This window comes from Pseudomonas sp. CFBP13508, from assembly GCF_005233515.1.
Lineage (GTDB): Bacteria > Pseudomonadota > Gammaproteobacteria > Pseudomonadales > Pseudomonadaceae > Aquipseudomonas > Aquipseudomonas mercuritolerans.
The window spans coordinates 81,105-101,218 of sequence record NZ_QFZZ01000003.1 but is presented as its reverse complement, the minus strand read 5'-3'; the positions used below and the strand labels follow the sequence as shown (position 1 = coordinate 101,218).

16 protein-coding genes are annotated in these 20,114 nt (G+C 54.9%); 1 reads left to right on the top strand and 15 read right to left on the bottom strand.

What is annotated here, in order from left to right; all coding sequences use genetic code 11:
• Window positions 1-2: 2 nt before the first annotated feature.
• The 11 genes from PspCFBP13508_RS08810 to PspCFBP13508_RS27510 all read right to left on the bottom strand — a co-directional run bounded on the left by PspCFBP13508_RS08810 (window position 3) and on the right by PspCFBP13508_RS27510 (window position 11,455).
• Complete coding sequence (locus tag PspCFBP13508_RS08810; RefSeq protein ID WP_137214233.1) at window positions 3-1,802, bottom strand: S9 family peptidase; 1,800 nt, start codon at window positions 1,800-1,802, stop codon at window positions 3-5.
• Window positions 1,768-2,940 carry a pyrroloquinoline quinone biosynthesis protein PqqE gene (gene pqqE, locus PspCFBP13508_RS08805; protein ID WP_137214232.1) on the bottom strand — a complete coding sequence of 391 codons (1,173 nt, stop codon included), beginning with the start codon at window positions 2,938-2,940 and terminating at the stop codon, window positions 1,768-1,770. The genes PspCFBP13508_RS08810 and pqqE overlap by 35 nt, the downstream gene beginning before the upstream one ends.
• A complete protein-coding gene (gene pqqD / locus PspCFBP13508_RS08800; RefSeq protein ID WP_137214231.1) occupies window positions 2,912-3,187 on the bottom strand; it encodes a pyrroloquinoline quinone biosynthesis peptide chaperone PqqD in 276 nt (91 codons plus the stop codon). Before pqqD ends, pqqE begins: the two co-directional genes overlap by 29 nt.
• Entirely contained in the window at window positions 3,184-3,936 is a 753-nt protein-coding gene (pqqC, locus tag PspCFBP13508_RS08795; protein WP_137214230.1) for a pyrroloquinoline-quinone synthase PqqC, read from the bottom strand. Before pqqC ends, pqqD begins: the two co-directional genes overlap by 4 nt.
• A 139-nt stretch (window positions 3,937-4,075) precedes the next feature.
• Window positions 4,076-4,987: a pyrroloquinoline quinone biosynthesis protein PqqB gene (gene pqqB / locus PspCFBP13508_RS08790; protein WP_073476540.1), complete on the bottom strand. Its 912-nt coding sequence runs from the start codon at window positions 4,985-4,987 to the stop codon at window positions 4,076-4,078.
• 81 nt (window positions 4,988-5,068) lie between these two features.
• The gene (pqqA, locus tag PspCFBP13508_RS08785) at window positions 5,069-5,143 is read right to left on the bottom strand and encodes a pyrroloquinoline quinone precursor peptide PqqA (protein WP_003444522.1); all 75 of its coding nucleotides are present in this window, start codon (window positions 5,141-5,143) and stop codon (window positions 5,069-5,071) included.
• Window positions 5,144-5,299: 156 nt separating this feature from the next.
• Window positions 5,300-7,711, bottom strand: a complete 2,412-nt coding sequence (gene pqqF / locus PspCFBP13508_RS08780) for a pyrroloquinoline quinone biosynthesis protein PqqF (protein ID WP_137214229.1) — start codon at window positions 7,709-7,711, stop codon at window positions 5,300-5,302.
• Between the two features lie 38 nt (window positions 7,712-7,749).
• Window positions 7,750-8,544, bottom strand: a complete 795-nt coding sequence (locus tag PspCFBP13508_RS08775; protein WP_137214228.1) for a carbon-nitrogen hydrolase family protein — start codon at window positions 8,542-8,544, stop codon at window positions 7,750-7,752.
• Between the two features lie 12 nt (window positions 8,545-8,556).
• A complete protein-coding gene (locus PspCFBP13508_RS08770; protein ID WP_024014552.1) occupies window positions 8,557-10,239 on the bottom strand; it encodes an NAD(P)/FAD-dependent oxidoreductase in 1,683 nt (560 codons plus the stop codon).
• Between the two features lie 215 nt (window positions 10,240-10,454).
• Window positions 10,455-10,916, bottom strand: a complete 462-nt coding sequence (locus tag PspCFBP13508_RS08765) for an Lrp/AsnC family transcriptional regulator (RefSeq protein WP_073476545.1) — start codon at window positions 10,914-10,916, stop codon at window positions 10,455-10,457.
• Between the two features lie 272 nt (window positions 10,917-11,188).
• Window positions 11,189-11,455, bottom strand: a complete 267-nt coding sequence (locus PspCFBP13508_RS27510; protein WP_241669509.1) for a PBECR2 nuclease fold domain-containing protein — start codon at window positions 11,453-11,455, stop codon at window positions 11,189-11,191.
• Between the two features lie 1,474 nt (window positions 11,456-12,929).
• Between PspCFBP13508_RS27510 and PspCFBP13508_RS08755 the strand changes: the two genes are divergently transcribed.
• Complete coding sequence (locus PspCFBP13508_RS08755; protein WP_137214227.1) at window positions 12,930-13,379, top strand: antitoxin Xre/MbcA/ParS toxin-binding domain-containing protein; 450 nt, start codon at window positions 12,930-12,932, stop codon at window positions 13,377-13,379.
• A gap of 1,206 nt (window positions 13,380-14,585) precedes the next feature.
• On the opposite strand, the gene PspCFBP13508_RS08750 is transcribed toward PspCFBP13508_RS08755, so the two are convergent.
• The 4 genes from PspCFBP13508_RS08750 to PspCFBP13508_RS08735 all read right to left on the bottom strand — a co-directional run bounded on the left by PspCFBP13508_RS08750 (window position 14,586) and on the right by PspCFBP13508_RS08735 (window position 20,052).
• A complete protein-coding gene (locus tag PspCFBP13508_RS08750; RefSeq protein WP_137214226.1) occupies window positions 14,586-15,455 on the bottom strand; it encodes a hypothetical protein in 870 nt (289 codons plus the stop codon).
• A 39-nt stretch (window positions 15,456-15,494) separates the two neighbouring features.
• Window positions 15,495-17,096: a hypothetical protein gene (locus PspCFBP13508_RS08745; protein ID WP_137214225.1), complete on the bottom strand. Its 1,602-nt coding sequence runs from the start codon at window positions 17,094-17,096 to the stop codon at window positions 15,495-15,497.
• 503 nt (window positions 17,097-17,599) lie between these two features.
• Window positions 17,600-18,124: a hypothetical protein gene (locus PspCFBP13508_RS08740; RefSeq protein ID WP_137214224.1), complete on the bottom strand. Its 525-nt coding sequence runs from the start codon at window positions 18,122-18,124 to the stop codon at window positions 17,600-17,602.
• A 443-nt stretch (window positions 18,125-18,567) separates the two neighbouring features.
• Window positions 18,568-20,052 carry a hypothetical protein gene (locus tag PspCFBP13508_RS08735; RefSeq protein ID WP_137214223.1) on the bottom strand — a complete coding sequence of 495 codons (1,485 nt, stop codon included), beginning with the start codon at window positions 20,050-20,052 and terminating at the stop codon, window positions 18,568-18,570.
• Between the last annotated feature and the right edge of the window lie 62 nt (window positions 20,053-20,114).

Here is a 20,114-nt window from a genome sequence, read left to right as displayed (position 1 = left end):
TTTCAGTCAACCAGCCCCATCACCCGCCGATAAAACGTCCACTCCCGCTCCAGCGCATGCGCCTGGTTAGCCGCGCGACGAAAGCCGTGGCGTTCGTCAGGGTAGTAATGCGCTTCGACCGGGATGCCGTTGTGCTCCAGCGCCGCGACCATGTCGCGGGTCTGTTGCGGCACGACCACCGCGTCCAGTTCACCCTGGAAGAAAATCACCGGCACGCGAATGTTGTCTGCGTGCAGCAATGGCGTGCGTGAGGCATAGCGTTCGGCATCTCGCTCGGGATCGCCGATCAGCCAGTCCAGATAATCGCCCTCGAACTTGTGCGTGGCCCGTGCCAAAGCCACCGGATCGCTGACGCCGTAGAGGCTGGCGCCCGCGCGGAAAACCTGCCTGAACGCCAGTGCGCACAGTGTCGTGTACCCGCCCGCGCTGCCACCGCGAATGAACGCGCGGTCACCATCGATCAAACCTTGGTCAGCGAGATAACTCACCACCGCGCAGGCATCCTCGACATCCACCTCGCCCCAGCGCAAATGCAGCGCTTGACGATATTCGCGACCATAGCCACTGCTGCCGCGATAGTTGAGGTCGGCGACGGCAAAGCCGCGCTGCGTCCAGTACTGGATACGCGGATCGAGGATCGGATAGCACGCCGACGTCGGGCCGCCGTGGATGAACACCACCAGCGGCGGTTTCGCTTCACCGCTCATGGCCGGGTAGAAGAAGCCGTGCGCCTCGCCGGAGCCGCTCGGATAACGCAAGGTCTGCGGACGGCTGATGCGTTCGGCGGGCAATGGAGCCACGCCGCCAGCGAAGATTTTCGCTGCATGCGAGACACGATCAATGGCGATCACTGCCGACGGGCTGGTCGGCGATGCAGCGATGCAATAGATGAATTGTTGATCCATCGCCAAGTGGCGGAAGCGGCTGTAGTCACCGCCGAAATCTTCAACTCCAAGGGCCAGGCGACCGAAACCATCCTCGCTCCAGCTGGCTAAGAATTGATCACCGACAGGCAGCCAAGTGCAGCCGCCCAGTTGCCAGGGCGCAGGCGCGTGATCGGCCTCGGCACTCGGTAGCGCGTGCAAGCCATCGGTCGTTTCGACCCACGGCTGCCAGTAGCCGCCACGATCTGTCAGGCAGTAGAGCCGGCCGTCGGCGTCGAAACGCGGCTGCTGGATCGACTCCTCAATCTGCTCGCCGGCAACACAACGAGGCGCAGAAAAATCACCTTCCGCAATCATCAACCGCGTCGAGGTCCACGGCTGATACGGTCGGCTCCACTCGATCCATGCCAACCGCTGGCCGTCCGGGCTCAGCGTTGGCGACGCGTAGAAATCAGCACCTTCGGCCAGCACCTTGCGCGTACCGCTCGCCAGATCGATCGCCACCAGGCGATGTCGATCCTGCTGCTCTTCGACCGCCAACACCCGGCCAGCGGCGAATTGCAGATCGCCGTAGCGGCAGTCAGTCGATGTCAGCGCGACCGGCTCGCCATCCAGCGCCTGCCGATACATCTGCTGATCCGCTTCATTGACGAAAACCACCCCGTCAGGCGTCAGACAAAACGCACCACCGCCATATTCGTACACGCGGCTACGCACGCTGAAGCCGTCCGGCGTCAGACGTTTCGCTGCGCCATCGCGCCAATGCCAGATTCGGCACGCGGCATCCTCGGGGCGGTATTCATTCCAGAACACGCCATGGGCGCCGAGCTGCAGTTCGGCGAAGTCGGTTCCGGCGGCGACGGCTTGGGCGGCGCTGAAAGGCTCAGCCCTTGGCGATGAGGCGTGAGTTTCGTTCATTGCGAAAGGCCAATTGTTCGATGGTTTGAGTGGCGGTCTCGGCTTCTTCGCGGGCCTTGAGGATCACGCCGTGATGTTCGGACTTGCTGCACACCGGGTCGGCATTACTGGCATCGCCGGTGAGCATGAACGCCTGGCAGCGGCAGCCGCCGAAGTCTTTTTCTTTCTCATCGCAAGAGCGGCACGGCTCGGGCATCCAGTCGTAACCGCGAAAACGGTTGAAGCCGAACGAGTCGTACCAGATGTGTTGCATGCTGTGATCGCGCACGTTGGGAAACTGCACCGGCATCTGGCGGGCACCATGGCAGGGCAGGGCGGTGCCGTCCGGGGTGACGGTCAGGAAGATGCTGCCCCAGCCGTTCATGCAGGCTTTCGGGCGTTCTTCGTAGTAGTCCGGGGTAACGAAAATCAGCTTGCATGGATGCCCTTCGGCTTCCAGTCTGGCGCGGTATTCGTTGGTGATGCGTTCGGCGCGCACCAGTTGTTCCTTGGTCGGCAACAGACCGACACGGTTGAGCTGCGCCCAGCCGTAGAACTGGCAAGTGGCGAGTTCGACGAAGTCAGCCTCCAGCGCAATGCACAGTTCGATAATGCGGTCGATCTTGTCGATGTTGTGCCGATGGGTGACGAAGTTCAGCACCATCGGGTAGCCGTGGGCCTTCACCGCACGAGCCATTTCCAGCTTCTGCGCAAAGGCTTTTTTCGAGCCGGCGAGCAGGTTGTTCACTTGCTCGTCGCTGGCCTGAAAACTGATCTGGATGTGATCGAGCCCGGCTTTTTTGAAGTCGCTGATTTTCTGCTCGGTCAGGCCAATGCCGGAGGTGATCAGGTTGGTGTAGAAACCCAACTGCCGCGCTTCACGGATCAGTTCGGCCAAGTCCTGGCGCACCAGCGGTTCGCCGCCGGAAAAGCCCAATTGCGCCGCGCCCATCTCCCGCGCTTCGCGGAACACCTTGATCCATTGTTCGGTGGTCAGCTCTTTGCCCTGCTCGGCGAAATCCAGCGGATTGGAGCAGTACGGGCATTGCAGCGGGCAGCGGTAGGTCAGCTCGGCGAGCAGCCACAGCGGCAGGCCGACTTCAGGTTTTGGCGGGACTTGCACGGACGAATCAGGCAAGTTCGATCCAGTGCTGTGCACGGGCAACCTCCATGAATTGCTCGATGTCGTCACCAAGCTCGGGCACGCCGGGGAACTGCTCTTCGAGTCTGGCAATGATCGCCGCGACATCGCGCTCACCGTCAATCAGGTCGCCAATCAGCGCGGCCGTTTCGTTGAGCTTGATCATGCCTTCCGGGTACAGCAACACATGGCCCTTTTGCGCCGGTTCGTACTGGAAGCGATAGCCCGGGCGCCAGCTCGGCACTTTGCTGCGGTCGAAATTCATAAGGTGATTCCTTTATGCCAGACCCGTTGTTCGGTCACGCTGTGATACGGCGGACGGTTCAGTTCATAGGCCATGCTCATGGCATCGAGCATGCTCCAAAGAATGTCCAGTTTGAACTGGAGAATTTCCAGCATGCGCTCCTGGCCTTCGCGGGTCTTGTAATGCTCAAGGGTGATCGCCAGCCCATGCTCGACGTCACGCCGCGCCTGACCGAGGCGGGTGCGGAAGTATTCGTAACCGGCCGGGTCGATCCACGGATAATGCTGCGGCCAGCTGTCGAGGCGCGACTGGTGGATCTGCGGCGCGAACAATTCGGTCAGCGAGCTGCTGGCGGCTTCCTGCCAACTGGCGCGACGGGCGAAGTTGACGTATGCATCGACAGCGAAACGCACGCCGGGCAGCACCAGTTCCTGGGAGCGCAATTGCTCCGGGTCGAGGCCAACAGCCTGGCCCAGACGCAGCCAGGCTTCGATGCCGCCATCTTCACCGGGTGCGCCGTCGTGGTCGAGCAAGCGCTGAATCCACTCGCGACGGATTTCCCGATCCGGGCAGTTGGCGAGGATCGCCGCGTCTTTCAGGGGGATGTTCACCTGATAGTAGAAGCGGTTGGCGACCCAGCCCTGAATCTGCTCGCGGGTCGCACGGCCCTCGTACATCGCCACGTGGTACGGGTGGTAGATGTGGTAATAGGCGCCTTTGGCGCGCAGGGCCGCTTCGAATTCGGTGGGGGACAGCGGGGTGTCGGTCATGTCTGTTCTCCGGGAACAACCCTGGAAATCTCTGGTGTCTGTGCTGGCCTCTTCGCGAGCAGGCTCGCTCCCACAGTTGATCGCATTCCAATGTGGGAGCGAGCCTGCTCGCGATAGACCGCGCAGCGGTCTCGATTGCTTAAAGCACGATACTCATGCCATCAAACGCCACTTCAACATTACGCCGCACCAGCTCCGCACGCTCCGGGGAATCCTCGTCGAGGATCGGGTTGGTGTTGTTGATGTGGATAAGTACCTTGCGCTGCTCGGGCAACTGCTCCAGCACTTCCAGCATGCCGCCGGGGCCGTTCTGCGCCAGATGGCCCATCTCGCGACCGGTACGGGTGCCGACGCCACGGCGCTGCATTTCATCGTCATCCCACAGCGTGCCGTCGACCAGCAGGCAATCGCTGCCCGCCATGATTTCCAGCAGCGGCGCATCGACCTTGCCCAGCCCCGGCGCGTAGAACAGCTTGCCGCCGGTGTTGAGGTCTTCAACGATCAAACCGATGTTGTCGCCCGGATGCGGATCGAAACGGTGCGGCGAATACGGCGGCGCGGCGCTGCGCAATGGCAGCGGGGTGAAACGCAGGTTCGGGCAGGCCGCTACGGTGAAGCTCTGGTCGAGCTCGATACGGTTCCAGTCCAGCCCGCCATTCCAGTGGGTGAGCATCTTGAACAGGGGAAAACCGGTGCTCAGGTCTTCGTGAACCATGTCCGTGCACCAGACCTGATGCGGGCAGCCTTCGCGCAGGCTGAGCAGGCCGGTGGTGTGGTCGATCTGGCTGTCCATCAGGATGATCGCGCTGATGCCGGTGTCGCGCAGGGCCCGGCCCGGTTGCATCGGGGCGAAGCTTTGCAGTTGCGCGCGGATGTCCGGCGAGGCATTGCACAGCACCCAGTTCACGCCGTCATCGGAAATGGCGATGGACGATTGGGTGCGGGCCTTGGCATTCAGGCTGCCGTCGCGAAAGCCTGCGCAGTTGACGCAGTTGCAGTTCCACTGCGGAAAACCGCCACCGGCGGCCGAACCCAGAATCTGGACGAACATGAACGCTCCATCATTTCAACGCGGAAAATAAAACGCCTCGGCGAGCCGAGGCGTTGCACTGCGATTCTGCGTAGGCAGAACTCAGCGGCTGGCGAAGTACATGGTGACTTCGAAGCCGATACGCAGGTCGGTGTAAGCAGGTTTGGTCCAGGCCATGAGATGTCTCCTTCTGAGGGTTGGGATAGCGCTATCCATAGTTATAGTCCACGTCAGCGCGGTGATGTTCCAATTAGTTAGGCGGCTATGTTACTCAAAATTTCAACGGCGTGACCCGTGAATCTTTGAGAAAGCTCCTTGCAGCCTCGGTAATGATCAGTTTGTCGCTTGCCACGGCGCGTCCGGCATCGATTCATTGGCCAGGCAGTGCCAGCCGCCCTCGGCATTGATCAGACGCTGCGCAGCGGCCAGCAAAGCCTGACGATTCAGCTGCTGGATCGCCGCGACCAACTGCTCACGGTAATCCGACGAATGGCCGGCAAGTTTGCCTTGCCACAGCAGCTCGGCAGCATCGCTGCTGGACAGTGTGGCATCGTCGAACTGATCGGCGAGGCTTTGGCGCTGTTGCTTGAGGCTTGCGTCATCGAGCGTTTCGATCAACGCGGGAATGCCATTGAAAAACTCATGCATGTATTCGAGCAACTTGCCCGCCGCAGTCGTCGGCGATTGCACGCCAAAGACAATCGCAGTCCTGCCATGCAACTGACGCAGCGCGCTGAACACGGCGTACCCCAATTGCAATTCGACACGCAGGCGCTGGTAAAAAGGCGTCTGGCACACCTGAGCCAGAAGGCGCCATGCAGCTTCATCAGCGATGTCGCGGCTGGCAGTCGGGCAGACCAGCAGCAAGGCGTGTTCGCTGGAGGCCGTGTTGATCTGGCTCCAGTGGTACTGGGCTTGGGTGATCGGTGTCACCGGTAGCTGATTGTCCGGTGTGCCGGGAATGCGGCTCAGCGCCAGGCCCATGGCTGATTGGGTCTGTTGATTTAGCCCTAGAGCGAGGCCGTCCCAGCGCGAAGTTGTCCACAGCTGATGGGCGTCATCGCTGGTTTCAATCGTGGGCAGGGATTTCTCTGGCAACGCTTCGAGTAGTTGGCGGATCGGCATCGACGGTATCTGCACCTCGTCGCGCGGCGAATCGGCGTCGATCATCGTCAGACATTTCAGCGCATGCTCGAGGACGCTGGGCATCGGTTCCTGAAGTCCGGTCATTTTAAGCAGGCATTGGTTACCTGCGGCGCCGATAGACAACTCCACGCCGGCTTCGGACGCGTCTTGCCGGGTTTGCTGCAGACTGCGCTGTAATCTTGAACGCAGATCGACGCTGGCTGCCGCCTCGACCTGCCAGCGCAGGTAAATCGCGCCCTCATCGCTGTTGTCCGGCAGCGCCTGGCTGAACTGCATCGGCGATCGCTCGCGACGACTGCGCGAGCGATCCTGGGCGAAGGTGCGCAGGCCACGGTGGGCGCTGCTCTGGCCGCGAATCAGACCGGCGTTGGCCAGCGGTTCACTGACGCGCAAGAAAGGATTGGCTGCGGGCAGGCGCCACTGATCGCTGAAGTTATCCACAACGCCGATTTCCTGCAGGATGCGCTCAAGGGCGGCGGCAGCCGATTCGGACAGGCCGGATGCATGCTGCTCGACGTCGAGTCGCGCCAGTTGCAACGCGCCGCGGACTTGCTGCTGGCGCTGAAGCAGGGCGGCGTATTCCTCACGTAATGGTGTCCAGTCCTGGCGGGCGAAGAAGCTCAGCCAGTCCAGCAGTTGTTCGTGAATGGCATCTAGCCGGTTGCCAGCGGCATTGAATTGAAGATGCAGCAGCGCTTGGCCGGCGAACTGATAGATCGGCGTGGCTTTCAAATCATCGGCCAGTTTTTGTTGTCGCAAATGCGCGAGCAATCCACCGGATTTGGCGCTGTTCAACCAATGGCAGAGAAAGGCCATCGCCTCGGTGGATGACTCGGGCAAAGCGTCGAAAGCAAATAACAGGTTCGCGCGAGCGCCGACCTGTTGATAACTTTTCACTGTCAGCGGTGGCGGCGCCGCCTGGGCAACGTTATCGCCAACCGGCAACATCGCTGCAAATTGCAGCGCCAACTCGCGCAGCTCATCGATACTCTGCGGCCCAACCAGACTCAGGCTCATTTGTCCGGTTCGATAAAATCGCTGACGGAAATCTTTCAGCGCCGACTGAAACCCAGGCGATTCGACCTGCAAACTGTCCCGATTGCCCGCATGAAAACCGCGCAACGGGTGCTGCGCTGGTAAACCTTCGTACAAGGCAAACTGCTGTTGCGCTGTCGGATCCTGCGACCAGGCGACAAATTCCGCCTGCAGCACCTCCCGTTCACGCAGTTGATCGTCCAGATTCATACGTGGCCGGGCGAGCATGTCTGACAGACGCTCGAGCCCCGCGCTGAAGGCCGACACAGGCAACTCGAAGAAAAAATCCGTAGTGCGCTCGCGGGTGCTGGCATTCACCTGCCCGCCGTGAAGTTGCACGTAGGCCATCAGCCCTTCGTCTGTGGGAAAGCGCTCGGTACCGAGAAACAACAAGTGCTCAAGAAAATGCGCCAACCCCGGCCATGCCAACGGCACGTCGTGACTGCCGGCCGCCACGCGCAACGCGGCAGCGCTGCGCTTGAGACCGGGCACGTGGCGCAGGGTCACGCGCAGGCCGTTGGCCAGGGTTTCAGGGTGGGGGCGGGGATGAGTCGGCGCAGGCATGGGCACTTCCAGAACAGTGAAGTGCCCATGCTAGCGGATTAGCGGCGGTTGAGCGCGCCGTAAAGCTCTGGACGGCGATCGCTGAGATAGCGGTTGGCCTGGCGTGAGTCGTTCATCCGTTGGCGGTCCAGCTCACCGACGATCAACGCTTCGTCCAGACCTGCCAGCGCGATTTGGCTACCGTCCGGCGCGGCGATGCTGCTTTGCCCGCAGTACTGAATCTCGCCTTCATGCCCGCAGTAATTGGCGTAAGCCACGTAGCACTGGTTTTCGAAAGCGCGGGCGCGCACGGTGACATCGGCGACGAAATCGAACGGAATCATGTTCGCCGTCGGCACCACAATCAGCTCGGCGCCGGCCAAGGCCAGGCGCCGCGCGTTTTCCGGGAACTCCAGGTCGTAGCAGATCAGGAAGCCGAGCTTCCAGCCGTTCAATTCAACCACCGGCAAGTCGGAGTCACCGGGGCTGAACATCGACCGGTCGAGGTCGCCGAACAGGTGTGACTTGCGGTAATTGCACAGGCGCTCGCCATGGGCGTCGATCAGTTGCACGGCGTTGTAGATCTGCCCGTCGGCGGTGCGCTCCGGGTAACCGTAAACGATCGCCAGACCCGCAGCCTTGGCAATCCGGCCGATCTGCTGCGCCCATTCACCGTTGTAGACTTCGGCCAGCGTGCTGACCGCTTCGGCGCCGATGTTGTAGCCGGTCATGAACATCTCCGGCAGCACCAGCAAGTCGGCGCCCTTGGCCTCCATCGCTACCTGATGCAGGCGCTGCAGGTTGACGGCGGGGTCCAGTGGCAGCGGTGGACATTGGTAAACGGCTACGCGCATCGGCGAATCCTCTTACTCGGGCAGGGCGATAGGGCCGATGTCTTTGAACACATCACCCGGGCCAGGGTTCTCTTTATGTGTCGAGCCGCCGAAATGTTTCATGATGCCCCACACCGCGTTGAGCGAAGTCTGCACCGCGCCTTCGACCCACGCCGGTGTCCACGACACGTCGTCGCCAGCGATGAAAATCCCGCGCTGTTCGGCCGGCATATCGTCCTGCATGAAGTGCGCGTACATGCGCTGGTTGTAGCGGTAATGGCCGGGCAGGGCGCCCTTGAAGGCACCGAGGAAGTACGGATCGGCTTCCCACGATACGGTGATCGGATCGCCGATGATCCGCGCGGCGATGTCGACTTTCGGGTAGATCTTTTTCAGTGCGTTCAAGGCCAGCTCAACGCGTTTTTCCACCGGATGCGGGAGCATTTTCAACGCGTCGCTCATCCACGAATACGACAGGCAGATCACCCCCGGCTTGTCGTCGCCGTTGTCGAACAGATAGGTGCCACGGGTCAGGCGATCGGTGAGGGTCATGCTCATCACGTCGCGGCCGGTCTCCGGATCCTTGTCTTTCCAGAATGGCCGGTCGACCATCACGAAGGTTTTCGACGACTGCATGTAGCGCGTGCGGTCGAGGGCCATCCACATCTTCTGCGAGAACAGGGTTTCATCGCATTCGATCTGAGTGGTCAGCAGCCAGCTCTGGCAGGTTGTCAGGACGGCGGCGTATTCGCGGGTGTCACCGTTGTTGTCGGTAACGGCGAAACGGCCCTCCGGTGCGTGAGCAATTTTCTTCACGCCGGAACGCGGCGCGCCACGGTGCAGGGATTTCAGGCTGGTGCCGGCCGGCCAGTGCACGCAGCGTTCCGGCACATGGCGCCAGATGCCCTGCGGCACCTGCTCGACGCCACCGACCACCAGGTGCTGGTGATCGTCGCAATTGGTCATCACCACGCGGAAGATTTCCAGCATCGAATTGGGGAAGTCCGAATCCCAGCCGCCGGTGCCGAAACCGACCTGACCGAACACTTCGCGGTGCTGGAACGACAGTTTGGCGAAGGCCTTGGAGGTGGCGACGAAGTCATAAAAGGTCCGGTCGTCCCACAGCGGCACAAGTTTGTTCCACAACTCTTTCAGGCGCGGCACATCGCGATCACGGATGGCTTGCTGGATGTCGGAGAACTGCGAACCGGCTTCCAGCGCATCTGCCCAGGCGTCAGCCACTTCCTGAAACAATGCAGGAAGATCCTTCAGGCTTTCGGCGTAATAGGTTTCGCCTTCCAGATCGATCACCGTGCTGCCAGAAGCGCCGGTCAACGGGTTGGGAAAAGGCTTGGTTTCCAGGCCGAGCTTGTCGACGTAGTGATAGAACGCGGTGGAGGACACCGGAAAGCGCATGCCACCGAGCTCGGCGACGATAGCATCGGTGCCGTTGAAGGCCTGCGAGCGCAGACGACCACCGAGTTTCGACGCCTCGTACACCACCGGCTTCAAACCGAGTTTCATCAGTTCATACGCAGCCACCAGACCGGCAATGCCTGCACCGACAATCGCCACCTCGGCGCCATGGTGTTGCTCGGGAATGCTCCCCAGCCCGGCGGGATGCTCGATCCAGTCGTCAAACGCGAACGGAAAGTCCGGACCGAAAATGGTGACTGGTTTTTTTCCGTCTGCAGGATGGCGGTTGTTCTTGTTCATGGCTGACCTTGTTGACGACCCGACGCAGGATTCGCGTCTGAGTATAGGAAAAGATGCCAGCCATTCTAGGGAGCGTGGAGCGCGTTAATAAGACGCAATGTGTCGTCGTTTTGCCTGATTGTTGTGCAGACTGACGATTGCGGGCTGCATACCGACCAAAAAAGTGGGAGCGAGCACGCTTGCGAAGCGGCTCAGCCAGAATGCCCGGCCAATGCTCAGACCGGCTGCCCGCGATCAATCTTGCTGCTCAGAATGATCGAAGTCGTGGTTTTCTCCACCCCATCGACGCTGCCAATTTGATCCAGCAATTGATCCAACTGCTCCGGCGAATCGGTGCGCAACCACGCCACATAATCAAACTCGCCACTCACCGCACACAGCTGCTGCACCTGCGCCATCGCACTCAAACGTCGCAGCACGTCCTTGCCGGAACGCGGCTGCACCTTGATTCCGACGTAGGCCTGCAAGCCACCATCGACCACACGCTGACCCAAGCGCACACCATAACCGGTGATTACCTTGGCCTTTTCCAGGCGTGCCAGACGCGACGTCACCGTCGTGCGAGCAATGCCTAGCTGACGGGCGAGCATGGCCACGCTTTCACGGGCGTTGATCTGCAGCGCGGCGATCAGTTGGCGGTCGATTTCGTCGAGGCTGGGGTGGCGGGTGTCTGGCAAGGGAGGCTCCATTGGCGTTGAGTCGGAGGGAGGCGCACTTTACAGGCAAATAAGGAAAGGCTTTTGCGCCATAGCAAAGTGGTCACAGATGAACTTGGTGAAACAAATGTTCTGACAATTGATTTGACTTGTCTGCCCTGTTTCCCAAGAATGCCAACAAGAGCGCGAAATCTGCTGCCTTGCAGGGCATTAGCAGATGTAGGTACCTCAGCGATGCTGCAACATCGGTGTCAGGTGAGACCTCTTCATCCCATTTCCTGGGGATGCAAATATCAGGATTTAGATGTTACGGGCAGCCCGATGGCTGCCCTTTTTTTGTCCGTAAGAATGTACCGCCTATACAAAAGCTCGCCTTTTCGATGCCTGTTCATGGCTCTCGCCGGAGCGTGCATAAAATTCCAGAGAACGTGTCCATCCCGAATGTCCACAACCACAAGCATGTCATTTTTTGCCTCATAGGCATTGATAAATGCCACGCGGTGTCCGCCGTTATCGTATTGGACTTTCCATATTTCAAAGGGTCCCGTTAAGGTATCGATAGCGTGTCGAACATAGCGCTCGCGGGAGTCCGTGCGTTTTTCAACGATTGGGCCAGTTTTTGTCTGGCAACCGCAACGTTTCCAATCGGCGTCAGGATGGTGACGGCCATAACGGACTCATCGATGAATCCGAAGTATTCCAAGAGTATTCCCAAGGCACCCGCTGCATCGTCAGCCCTTTTTATTTCTGCAATTGCGGCTGATCGAAGTTCTTTCGAGAGTGTTCTCAAGTCGGGTAGGCAAGATCGATCCAGGTTGCTTGGCCGGCTGCTTCCCTGATTGTTGGAGCAGCATTCATGAGCATGAAAACAATCCTGGGCGGCGATGCGTCAGGAGATTAATTGCTTGCAGGAAAGCCTAACAAGGCTGCAAACGTCCCTGAAACATCGCTTCAGAATGTTCCTACAGATAGCGCAGCTTTCTTCCTGGGTCGGAATTCGCAAGACTTGATAACTGCACCCACAAAAAAGCCGCGCATCAAGCGCGGCTTTTCAATTTGGTGGGCCCACACGGACTCGAACTCTTATGTGGTGCTCAAATTTTCCCTCCGCATACTTTCTGCCCGGTCTTTCGACCAAGAATACCTAGGTGCCATTGTGCTTTTGCCCATTCTTTCATCAAATCATGATGATTTATTAAATGCAACCCGGGTGAGGTATTTGGAGTGGTGTTCATCTCGTCACTACGGCCACATAAGCACACCTTGGCACTGCTGATCACGCTCCGTGCACCACTTCCACCGCAAAGGCTGATCGCTTCCGCTGTATAGGATGTTGTCAATAAAAAACGATGCTTATCCGTGCTTCGAACAGTTCCAGTAATTGTTACCGCGAAATATTAGAGGCAAGAAATGAACCGCGAATTGATCGACAAGTCAGCAAATAAGGCCAAACACGAGCCTGTAGTCATAGTGTGAGTTGGTGGGGGGCTGAAAAAATCTGAGTCTACTCAGTTGGCGGTCGTTCAAAATGCGACCAAAACTATCACGTCTAGTCACATGAAGACTGTAAGGCATTATTAAACGAAAACGCTGTCTGACCACTAATTCTCTCCCCCACTTACTCTCTACTTTCCCTAGTCTCATTACCGTTCGGTCATTTAGATCATAGCTCTCTTGGTTGTGGGGAGAATGTGCACTAATATCAGTTATAAAGCATAACTAGCAACCTCAAAGCGATTCATTTTGATAAGCGCAGAAAAGTAGCTTTAGAAAAATTCAACATCGAAGTGGTGCATAAGACGAAGCGAAGAGTTATGGACAGTCTTTTGAACGCAGTGTACGCGGCTGAGCGAGACCTTGAACGGCGGCCAGCGTTACGTCGAGCTGCTCCTACACCAGGGGCACGAAGATTTATAGGTCTGGACAGTGATTACTGAAGAGCGCTTGTAACTAGGGTGAATAAGTCCATTCACCGTCAATGGTGCAAGATGAGTTGAGAACCTCGTGGAAAGAAGCGAACAAAATAGGTCCCCTATGCTTACAGATACTTTTCGTGAAGATTCTAAGCGCGCCTACCGGCTTCGCTTAGAACAGTCTCTTCATATCCCTATCGATGCCTCAGATCAGGATATCCACGATCTGATTGAGGCTGGATTCCCAGCCAGCATTGTCAATCACCTCTACGATCATGGGACCATAAGCGTTGAAGCACGTGACCTGATCATTTCGCTCAAGGCCCTCAAAACGAAGTTGATGCTAAATCAGCGGCTAACAGTAGACGAGAGTGACCGACTATTTCGTGTTGCACATACTACGGCCATGGCAGCGGTGGTTTTCGGAGACGATGAGAAAGCCGAAAACTGGCTCACAAAACCGAAATCCCGATTTTCGGGCAAAAACCCAATCGCAATGCTCTCCACAACACAGGGCACCCGCCGAGTAGACGAGCTGCTGATTCAGCTAGTGGAGGGGTTGGTCTTTTGATCCCGTGAATCATGAAAGCTTGCAAGAATGGACCTTTTCTTGACTTTAGGATTTGCTGATCATGTATTACTCCCCTTGTGAGCAGTCGTTGACGGACGAAACCAATTCCGGCCGAAAGAGTTTTTCAAGCGCTACTACGCTTAGCGTACTGAATGAAAGTCGGCCATCACAGTCGTTGCGCTTTTTGGTTCGAAGGGTCAGCAGATCCCAAATTTCTCAGGAGAGGTAAGTTGATAATTTTTCTAGATATCGATGGTGTTCTGCATCCTCTTTTTCCTCGAAAAGACCGGCCTGCAAAGGAGTCTGCACCGTTTGCGTACCTCCCGAGGTTATCGGCAGTTCTGCATGATTACCCAAGCACGTACGTCGTCATCAGCAGCACTTGGCGCGTGAATCGCACCTTGGATGAATTAAAGTCGCTATTTCCTTCATATCTGCAAGACCGAATCATTGGCTCAACTCCAATCCTGGAAGATTCCCAGCGTCCTGGTGGACGAGAGGGCGAAGCATTGAGCTGGCTTGACTCTCACCCTGAACACACAAGCTGGATTGCTGTCGATGATTGCGCGGTCTGCTGGTTTAGCCTCTCCAAACTCATTCTTTGCGACGATGGGTTCCGCGAAATAGAAGAGAGGGAGCTTCGTTCCGCCATTGAAAGCGAAAGCTTGCAGCTGCTGAGATACTAGGAATTCAGATCTGGCGACCAGCACAAACCACCGATGGATCACAATGTCAGGATGTTTTCCAAGGGCATGAGTATTGCGGAGATTCGCCAACGATTTTATACCGCGAATTAGACCTCCCAATGCCCACCTGCTTGCCTCAGCGTTCGTTATGACCCTTACATAGGTAAGCCAGTAAGTTGGCAACCACCGGTGTCGCGTCGATCGACTGGATATCAGGGCAGATGGGTATGCAGATTACAAACTGACCCGCCAGCATTACCGGACGTGATTCATTGAAAACGGGTCGGATGGTGTAGGTACTCTGTAATTGGCACTAAGCAAACCGCGAGATCCAGCCCAACGGAAATGCATTCACCAGCGCCGTCAGATGTTAACTCGCTGCATACTCGTCCAGACTCGAATCATAGGTACCGCACCAACCTTAAATCCGCTGTCCACTTTATTAGCGACGTTTTCAGCATACTGGAGACATCCGCTTGAACCACCACCGAGACGCTACCCCTGAGTCCGTTTATCCAGCTTAGTTGAGACCGCTCAACGCCTCGGGCATCGCACAGCGGTTTTGTTGCCTCATTTGTGATTTAAAAGTCGCGATCAAGGCTGCCTTGGTGGGTGCAGGAATTTGTGGCTGGGTGACGAATTCGATAAACTGCTGAGCGCGTGCCTCGGCCGAATTACAATCGCCGAGCGAAACCTCCGCAACCGCCCAGTCCGCTACCAAGTACGCCCTCATGCCGTTAATACCCCAGCCCGGCTCGTCTACGATTGCAGTCAAAGCCTGTTCAAAAGCACTACGACCTTCGTTGATACGTCCCCTTAAAAACATGAGACGCCCCTTATAACGCAGTGCCTCGGATTGCAAAGTGGGTATTGATTTTCGCGATACTGCTTCATTTACGAGCTTTTCGGCATTTTCCCAGTCATAAACATTGATCGCTTCAGAGATTAAAACTATTAACTGCGGGACACCTGCCGCTTTCCCGACCTCAGGCAACAAGGAGGTAGCATATTGTATGTTCGCCAGTACCTGCGGGGTCACCATAGAGTTCAACGCCATCTTCATTTCGTCATTAGTAGACTGGTAGCTGACCTGAATGAGGTTCTGCCGCAAGTTTGACACGGCATTGACTGACTTATTGAATTCCGCCATATCTCTGAAGGCCGCTTCCTTGGGCTGACTCCAGAACACGTTAAATAATGAAACTAGGCTGAGTACAATCCCGATAATCAAAGTTAGAAAGCTTCCTCGTTTCTGCACTTTTTCCAAAAGGCTGGTGTCCTTTGGTTTTTCAAGTAGCTTTAATCGTGCATCAAACGCATTAAAAGTTGAAGCAATCAGCGATGGATCGCTCTTTTCAGCAGCGACATAAAACCCTGAGTCATCCGCCATTTCACCGATCTCCACTCTACATTCGGATTTTCCTCAGGTTTACTCCCAAGGCTGCACTTTCAATCTCAATTGCCCTTTAATCCCGGGCTTGCGAATCTGATTAAATGGCAGCGAAACCTCCACGCAAGGATTATTCGCTGTGAACAGCAGATCCTGACTGATCACATCGTTCGGCTGCTCAATCCAGCCTAGACTGACATTCCAGGCAGCTTGGGGGGCGGACTGCGCAGGCGGGGTCAGCCTCACGATTGCCGTCCCCCTAAATAGGTCGGTTCCCTCGTAATGCACATTGGGAAGGAAGCGGCGGTCTACTACGTAGTCGGGGACTTTTGCGGCAAAAGTCATGACGTAGGTCAGTGCCCTGTCCGCATCAACCTTGCCCCTCTTGGATAGAAACACGGTGGACAGATACACAACCCTCCGAGACAAGTCATTGCTCGTCAGGTCGGCATGTGATCGACATGCGGGCGAGTCTTCGACGGATTGCCGGCGCGTCAGGAACCATCGCTTGCCTTTGGGCGCGGCGCGGAACTCGAACTGGTAGCCGGCCTCGAGCTTCTTGCCTTGCTCGACCGCCGTTTCAACACTCATGGGCAAGGAAATGCTCTCGACCTCCAGGTGAATATCCACACGTACGTCGCCAAACAGAAAGCGCACCAAGTTCTGATAAGCTTCTTCGGAGTTAACGATGCCGAAGTAACCAGAGTGCGCGCGGTACGTGTACGCCGTGGCGACTTGGATAGGGGCCAATTTTTTATCCACTCCCCAAAGCGAAGCGTTCTCTATGCGAACCAACCCGTCGCTGCCATGACCTACAAAAGCTCTAACGGCGCCTTGGGCAACTTCGTAATCGCCCCTATTGGTCCCTACCATGCAGAAGATCTTGTTGGGATCCATTGCGCTACTCGGGATTAGGTCCACCCGGTCGTTGAATTCAGGGGAAATGGCGGTGAGGTTAAGGTACCTCCTCATTTCGTCGCGGTTAAACGTATTAGCCTGATCCTTGGTCAACCACTCGGGCACGTTGAACCCCAGCACGTCGATGCCGTTATGCGGCGTAGCAAAGGTGAATAACTTGTCGACTGTCGCTTTAGCTTCTGAGTATCTGCCACTTACATCTTGCAAAAAAGCCCGTGCAACCAGTCCGCCCATCGAATGAGCTACCAAATAGCAACGGAAATCTTCTGCCTTCATGCGTTGCCCTTGAGGCGGCCTGTACTCAAGCACACGTGTTTTGATCTTGAGAATCAAGTCGTTTAAACCAAGCGCATACTCCTTGATATTTCGTGACTTGCCATCACCCAATACATCGGAGCCATCGTCGTAGTATCTGAAGATGACGATGGAGCAGGAAGGAATGCCCGGAATCGGAACACCTTGCTCGTCCGTCGGCGGCGTCCAAGCCTCGTCCATGATATCCAGACCATTTTGGTACACATGCTGATACTGGAATTCTGTAGTAAGGCGAACTAGGGGCGACTCGAATACGAATTTTTCTGGTCGTTCGGTCTTCTTGGAAGCTGCCCGATAAAGTGTGGAACCAACGTTAAACCCGCAAAAAGGATCGGCTGCTGTGTCATTACGCTCGCCAACACTCATGGCATAGCCGCGGATATAAATGATCGGATAACGATGTGGCATTGTATTGTTTCCAAATGACCGTCGAGAGACGACGCTGGGTGGAATCTCATACCCTCCCACATCGTAATTCGAGAGGCCAAACAATCAATGGCGAACTGTTGCGAACAGCGGCTGCACATTTCAGAAGAGCAAACGAATACTGAGTATCTTTAGCAGAACTTGGAAGCTTACGCCATTGATGGCTTATGGCTAATAGCTATATGTGTTGTAGCAAATATAGAAAAAACTCAACCTGTATCTGATCTGAAACACAAAATATCAAGAAACGATATTTCAGATAGCGATATCGTTAATAATCGAGTTTTTTAGAATTTATTGGCACTTTGGATGGCTGGGTTACACCAAAAAAATCCGACATTTATTTATGGGTCAACGGTGGAACTGAAACGCCGAGGACTATTCCGGCCAGTTTATCCTTCCACCTGAGTCAGGGCTATCGGCCAGAAACTACCCGAACGAACACGGAACCTTTTGTAGTCGACCTGTTCGAGCGTCTGGCCATGTCAGCAACCATTCATGTTGTTGATCCGTGCAATGGATCCTGGACGACCGTTCATGTCCTGTGGGGGCACGATGGTCTGATATATCTGGTATCCCGCTTGGATGGCAGCTGGATCACCTGTCTGGCGCAGATATCGAACAGCAGCGCAATCTGCGTCTAGCTCAGCCTGATATCCGAGAGTTGGCAACATTTGGGGAGGAGAGTTCAACTGAGCAAGGATATGGCCACGAAAATGGTGCGCATACTCATGTGCACGGATGAACCGGAACCCGGGCGATCCGACGCCTCCAAAGCGCTGTACCCAGACATTGTCGTAGAAGATGACCGGCTGACCCATATAGATTGTGGCTAACCCTGAAAAACCTTGTCCAGTTCCCGGCTCAAGCATTTCGGTAACCTGTCCCACACCGGGTAATGGCCCAAGGTTGAGTATTTGCTGAGCGATGGTGGCGTGAGGAACGAGAAGGAGGCTTATTCCAACAGCGTATCCTTTCAATACTAAAAAAAAGCACGAGCCCTTATACATAGACCCTCCGAAGAAGATGGCATGTTGCTAGCGCTACAGAGTCACGGTAGTTCAATTCTTGAAAAGTGCAATCTGCCTTTCAGGTAGGCGATTTGGACCGCCTCTGATCCCGAGAACATCTAGTCATTCAATATAGGCAGGTTTGCTTGCCACGCTCGAGAAAGGAAAAAGGTCCAAAGCCTTTTGGAGGGTCTAGGGGACAATTGAACATAAACGGCGTCCTATCCATTGGTCGACAAAAATCACAATCGGCCTAAAGCGGTGCCCGAGCATCTACCACACGTAAACCGACAGGCGGTGATTCCAGTCGCCCCTCTGCATTGAACTCGCTATTTATGAAGCCAGTGGCCATTGAGGAACGAATTTATGGAAGTGTATATGCTGGAAGTCACCGCTTCTGGCTGTATGTCGTGTGTTGGTGCCATAACTACCCGCAAAAACGTTCAGTTATAATCTTTTGACTTAGAAGATAGTGCAGCTATGAGCAAGCCTACTGATATTAAACCAAAAAATGACATAACAGCTCCCAGCATATTAAGCGCTTCGTTAGTCTGCTTTATGTCCGATAGCGATACATTTGTATAGGACTTAAAAGCAAATATCAAAGATTTCATCGCGTCGCTATTAGTGCTAGAGCTTTGCTCGAAATAACCAAGTGTTGAGAAAGCAAGAATAATCACAATGGAAGATAGGATTATGTTGATAGGCTTTTCTCCATACCCCCAATATAGCTCTTGCAGTGACATCCATAAAAAACGGAAAAGGGCATAGAACCTAGTTCGCACGGCTCCATTAGATTTGATGTTTGAGAATAGCTTCCACATATTTCGCCTTTCTGCTTTTTTTTCCATTAAAAAATGCTCGCCAGCCAAATCCGCATATCCTAGATGCGAAAAAATCATTTTTGCTGAGTTATGAAAATCCTCATTTTCTTTAGGTGAAAAATTGAAAGGGTTAGAGTATTCAAATTTGCAGTCCAAAAGCTCAGTGGCAAACAGCTTTACATTGAGCTTTCGCGAACTAATTGTAGATCTATTAAATGATGAGTTGTTTAAATCAATCACTTGTTCGCCATGCTCAAACTTGCACGATGATAATTCACCGTTTTTCACGAAAAGTTCAACTGAACATTGATAGAGATTTAATGCGTGAACTGGCCCGGTTACCGTAAGATTACGTAACGTGGAAAACGTAATGGTTTGAAAGCTTGTTATTATTGGAGAGATAAGCGTTAGATTATCGATATTTGTAAATTCAAGATTTTTTTCTCCAATAAAGCCGTTTTTTATTTCTACGCCACCGCCACCAAGCTTAAGCAATCCAAGCCGTGGTGGCGCCTTAACCGAAGCTCTAGAGTTTCTCGCCTCGAGGGTTAAGCTCGGCATGAACAATGGTATGTTGAACTGTATGTATGAATTGCTATTCAAGTAGTCAAGTGAATTGGAGGTTCTTCCTGAAGGTGTAAAAAAAAGAGATATCTCTCTTATGTCTTTTATTTTATTTGGGAAGGCCCATGCGCTATTAGCAAAGGCCCAGTCGATATAACTTGTAAATCGAAGCTGCCTGAGGATTTTTAGGCGGCGTAAATTTTTAATATTGCTTTCTTCGATAAATTCATATCTAACAATCTTAGGTGCACGAATGTCCTTAAATAATGACATCCCTGCGTCGTGCTCAAGATAAGCTACATCTTCTCCGTAAAATCTGATAAATCGCGCGGGTCCATGAAATAGCAAGTCCTGCTCAGTCAATCCCTTTTGTTCCGAAAGCCACAGTGAGAAGTAAGGTAAGCTATCAAACAAAAACTCAACAATTCGTGGGAAATCATGCTCTCGCCTCCAATTGTTAAATTCCTCGTCTTTCCAAAATAGCCAATCATTTGGGGAAAGTTTGATATTTTCTTCAAAGCGATTACCATTTGAAAACATAACAACCTACCTGGGTTCTCAGAAAAAATTGAAATAGTTTAACTCCACAAAATCTGCAATTT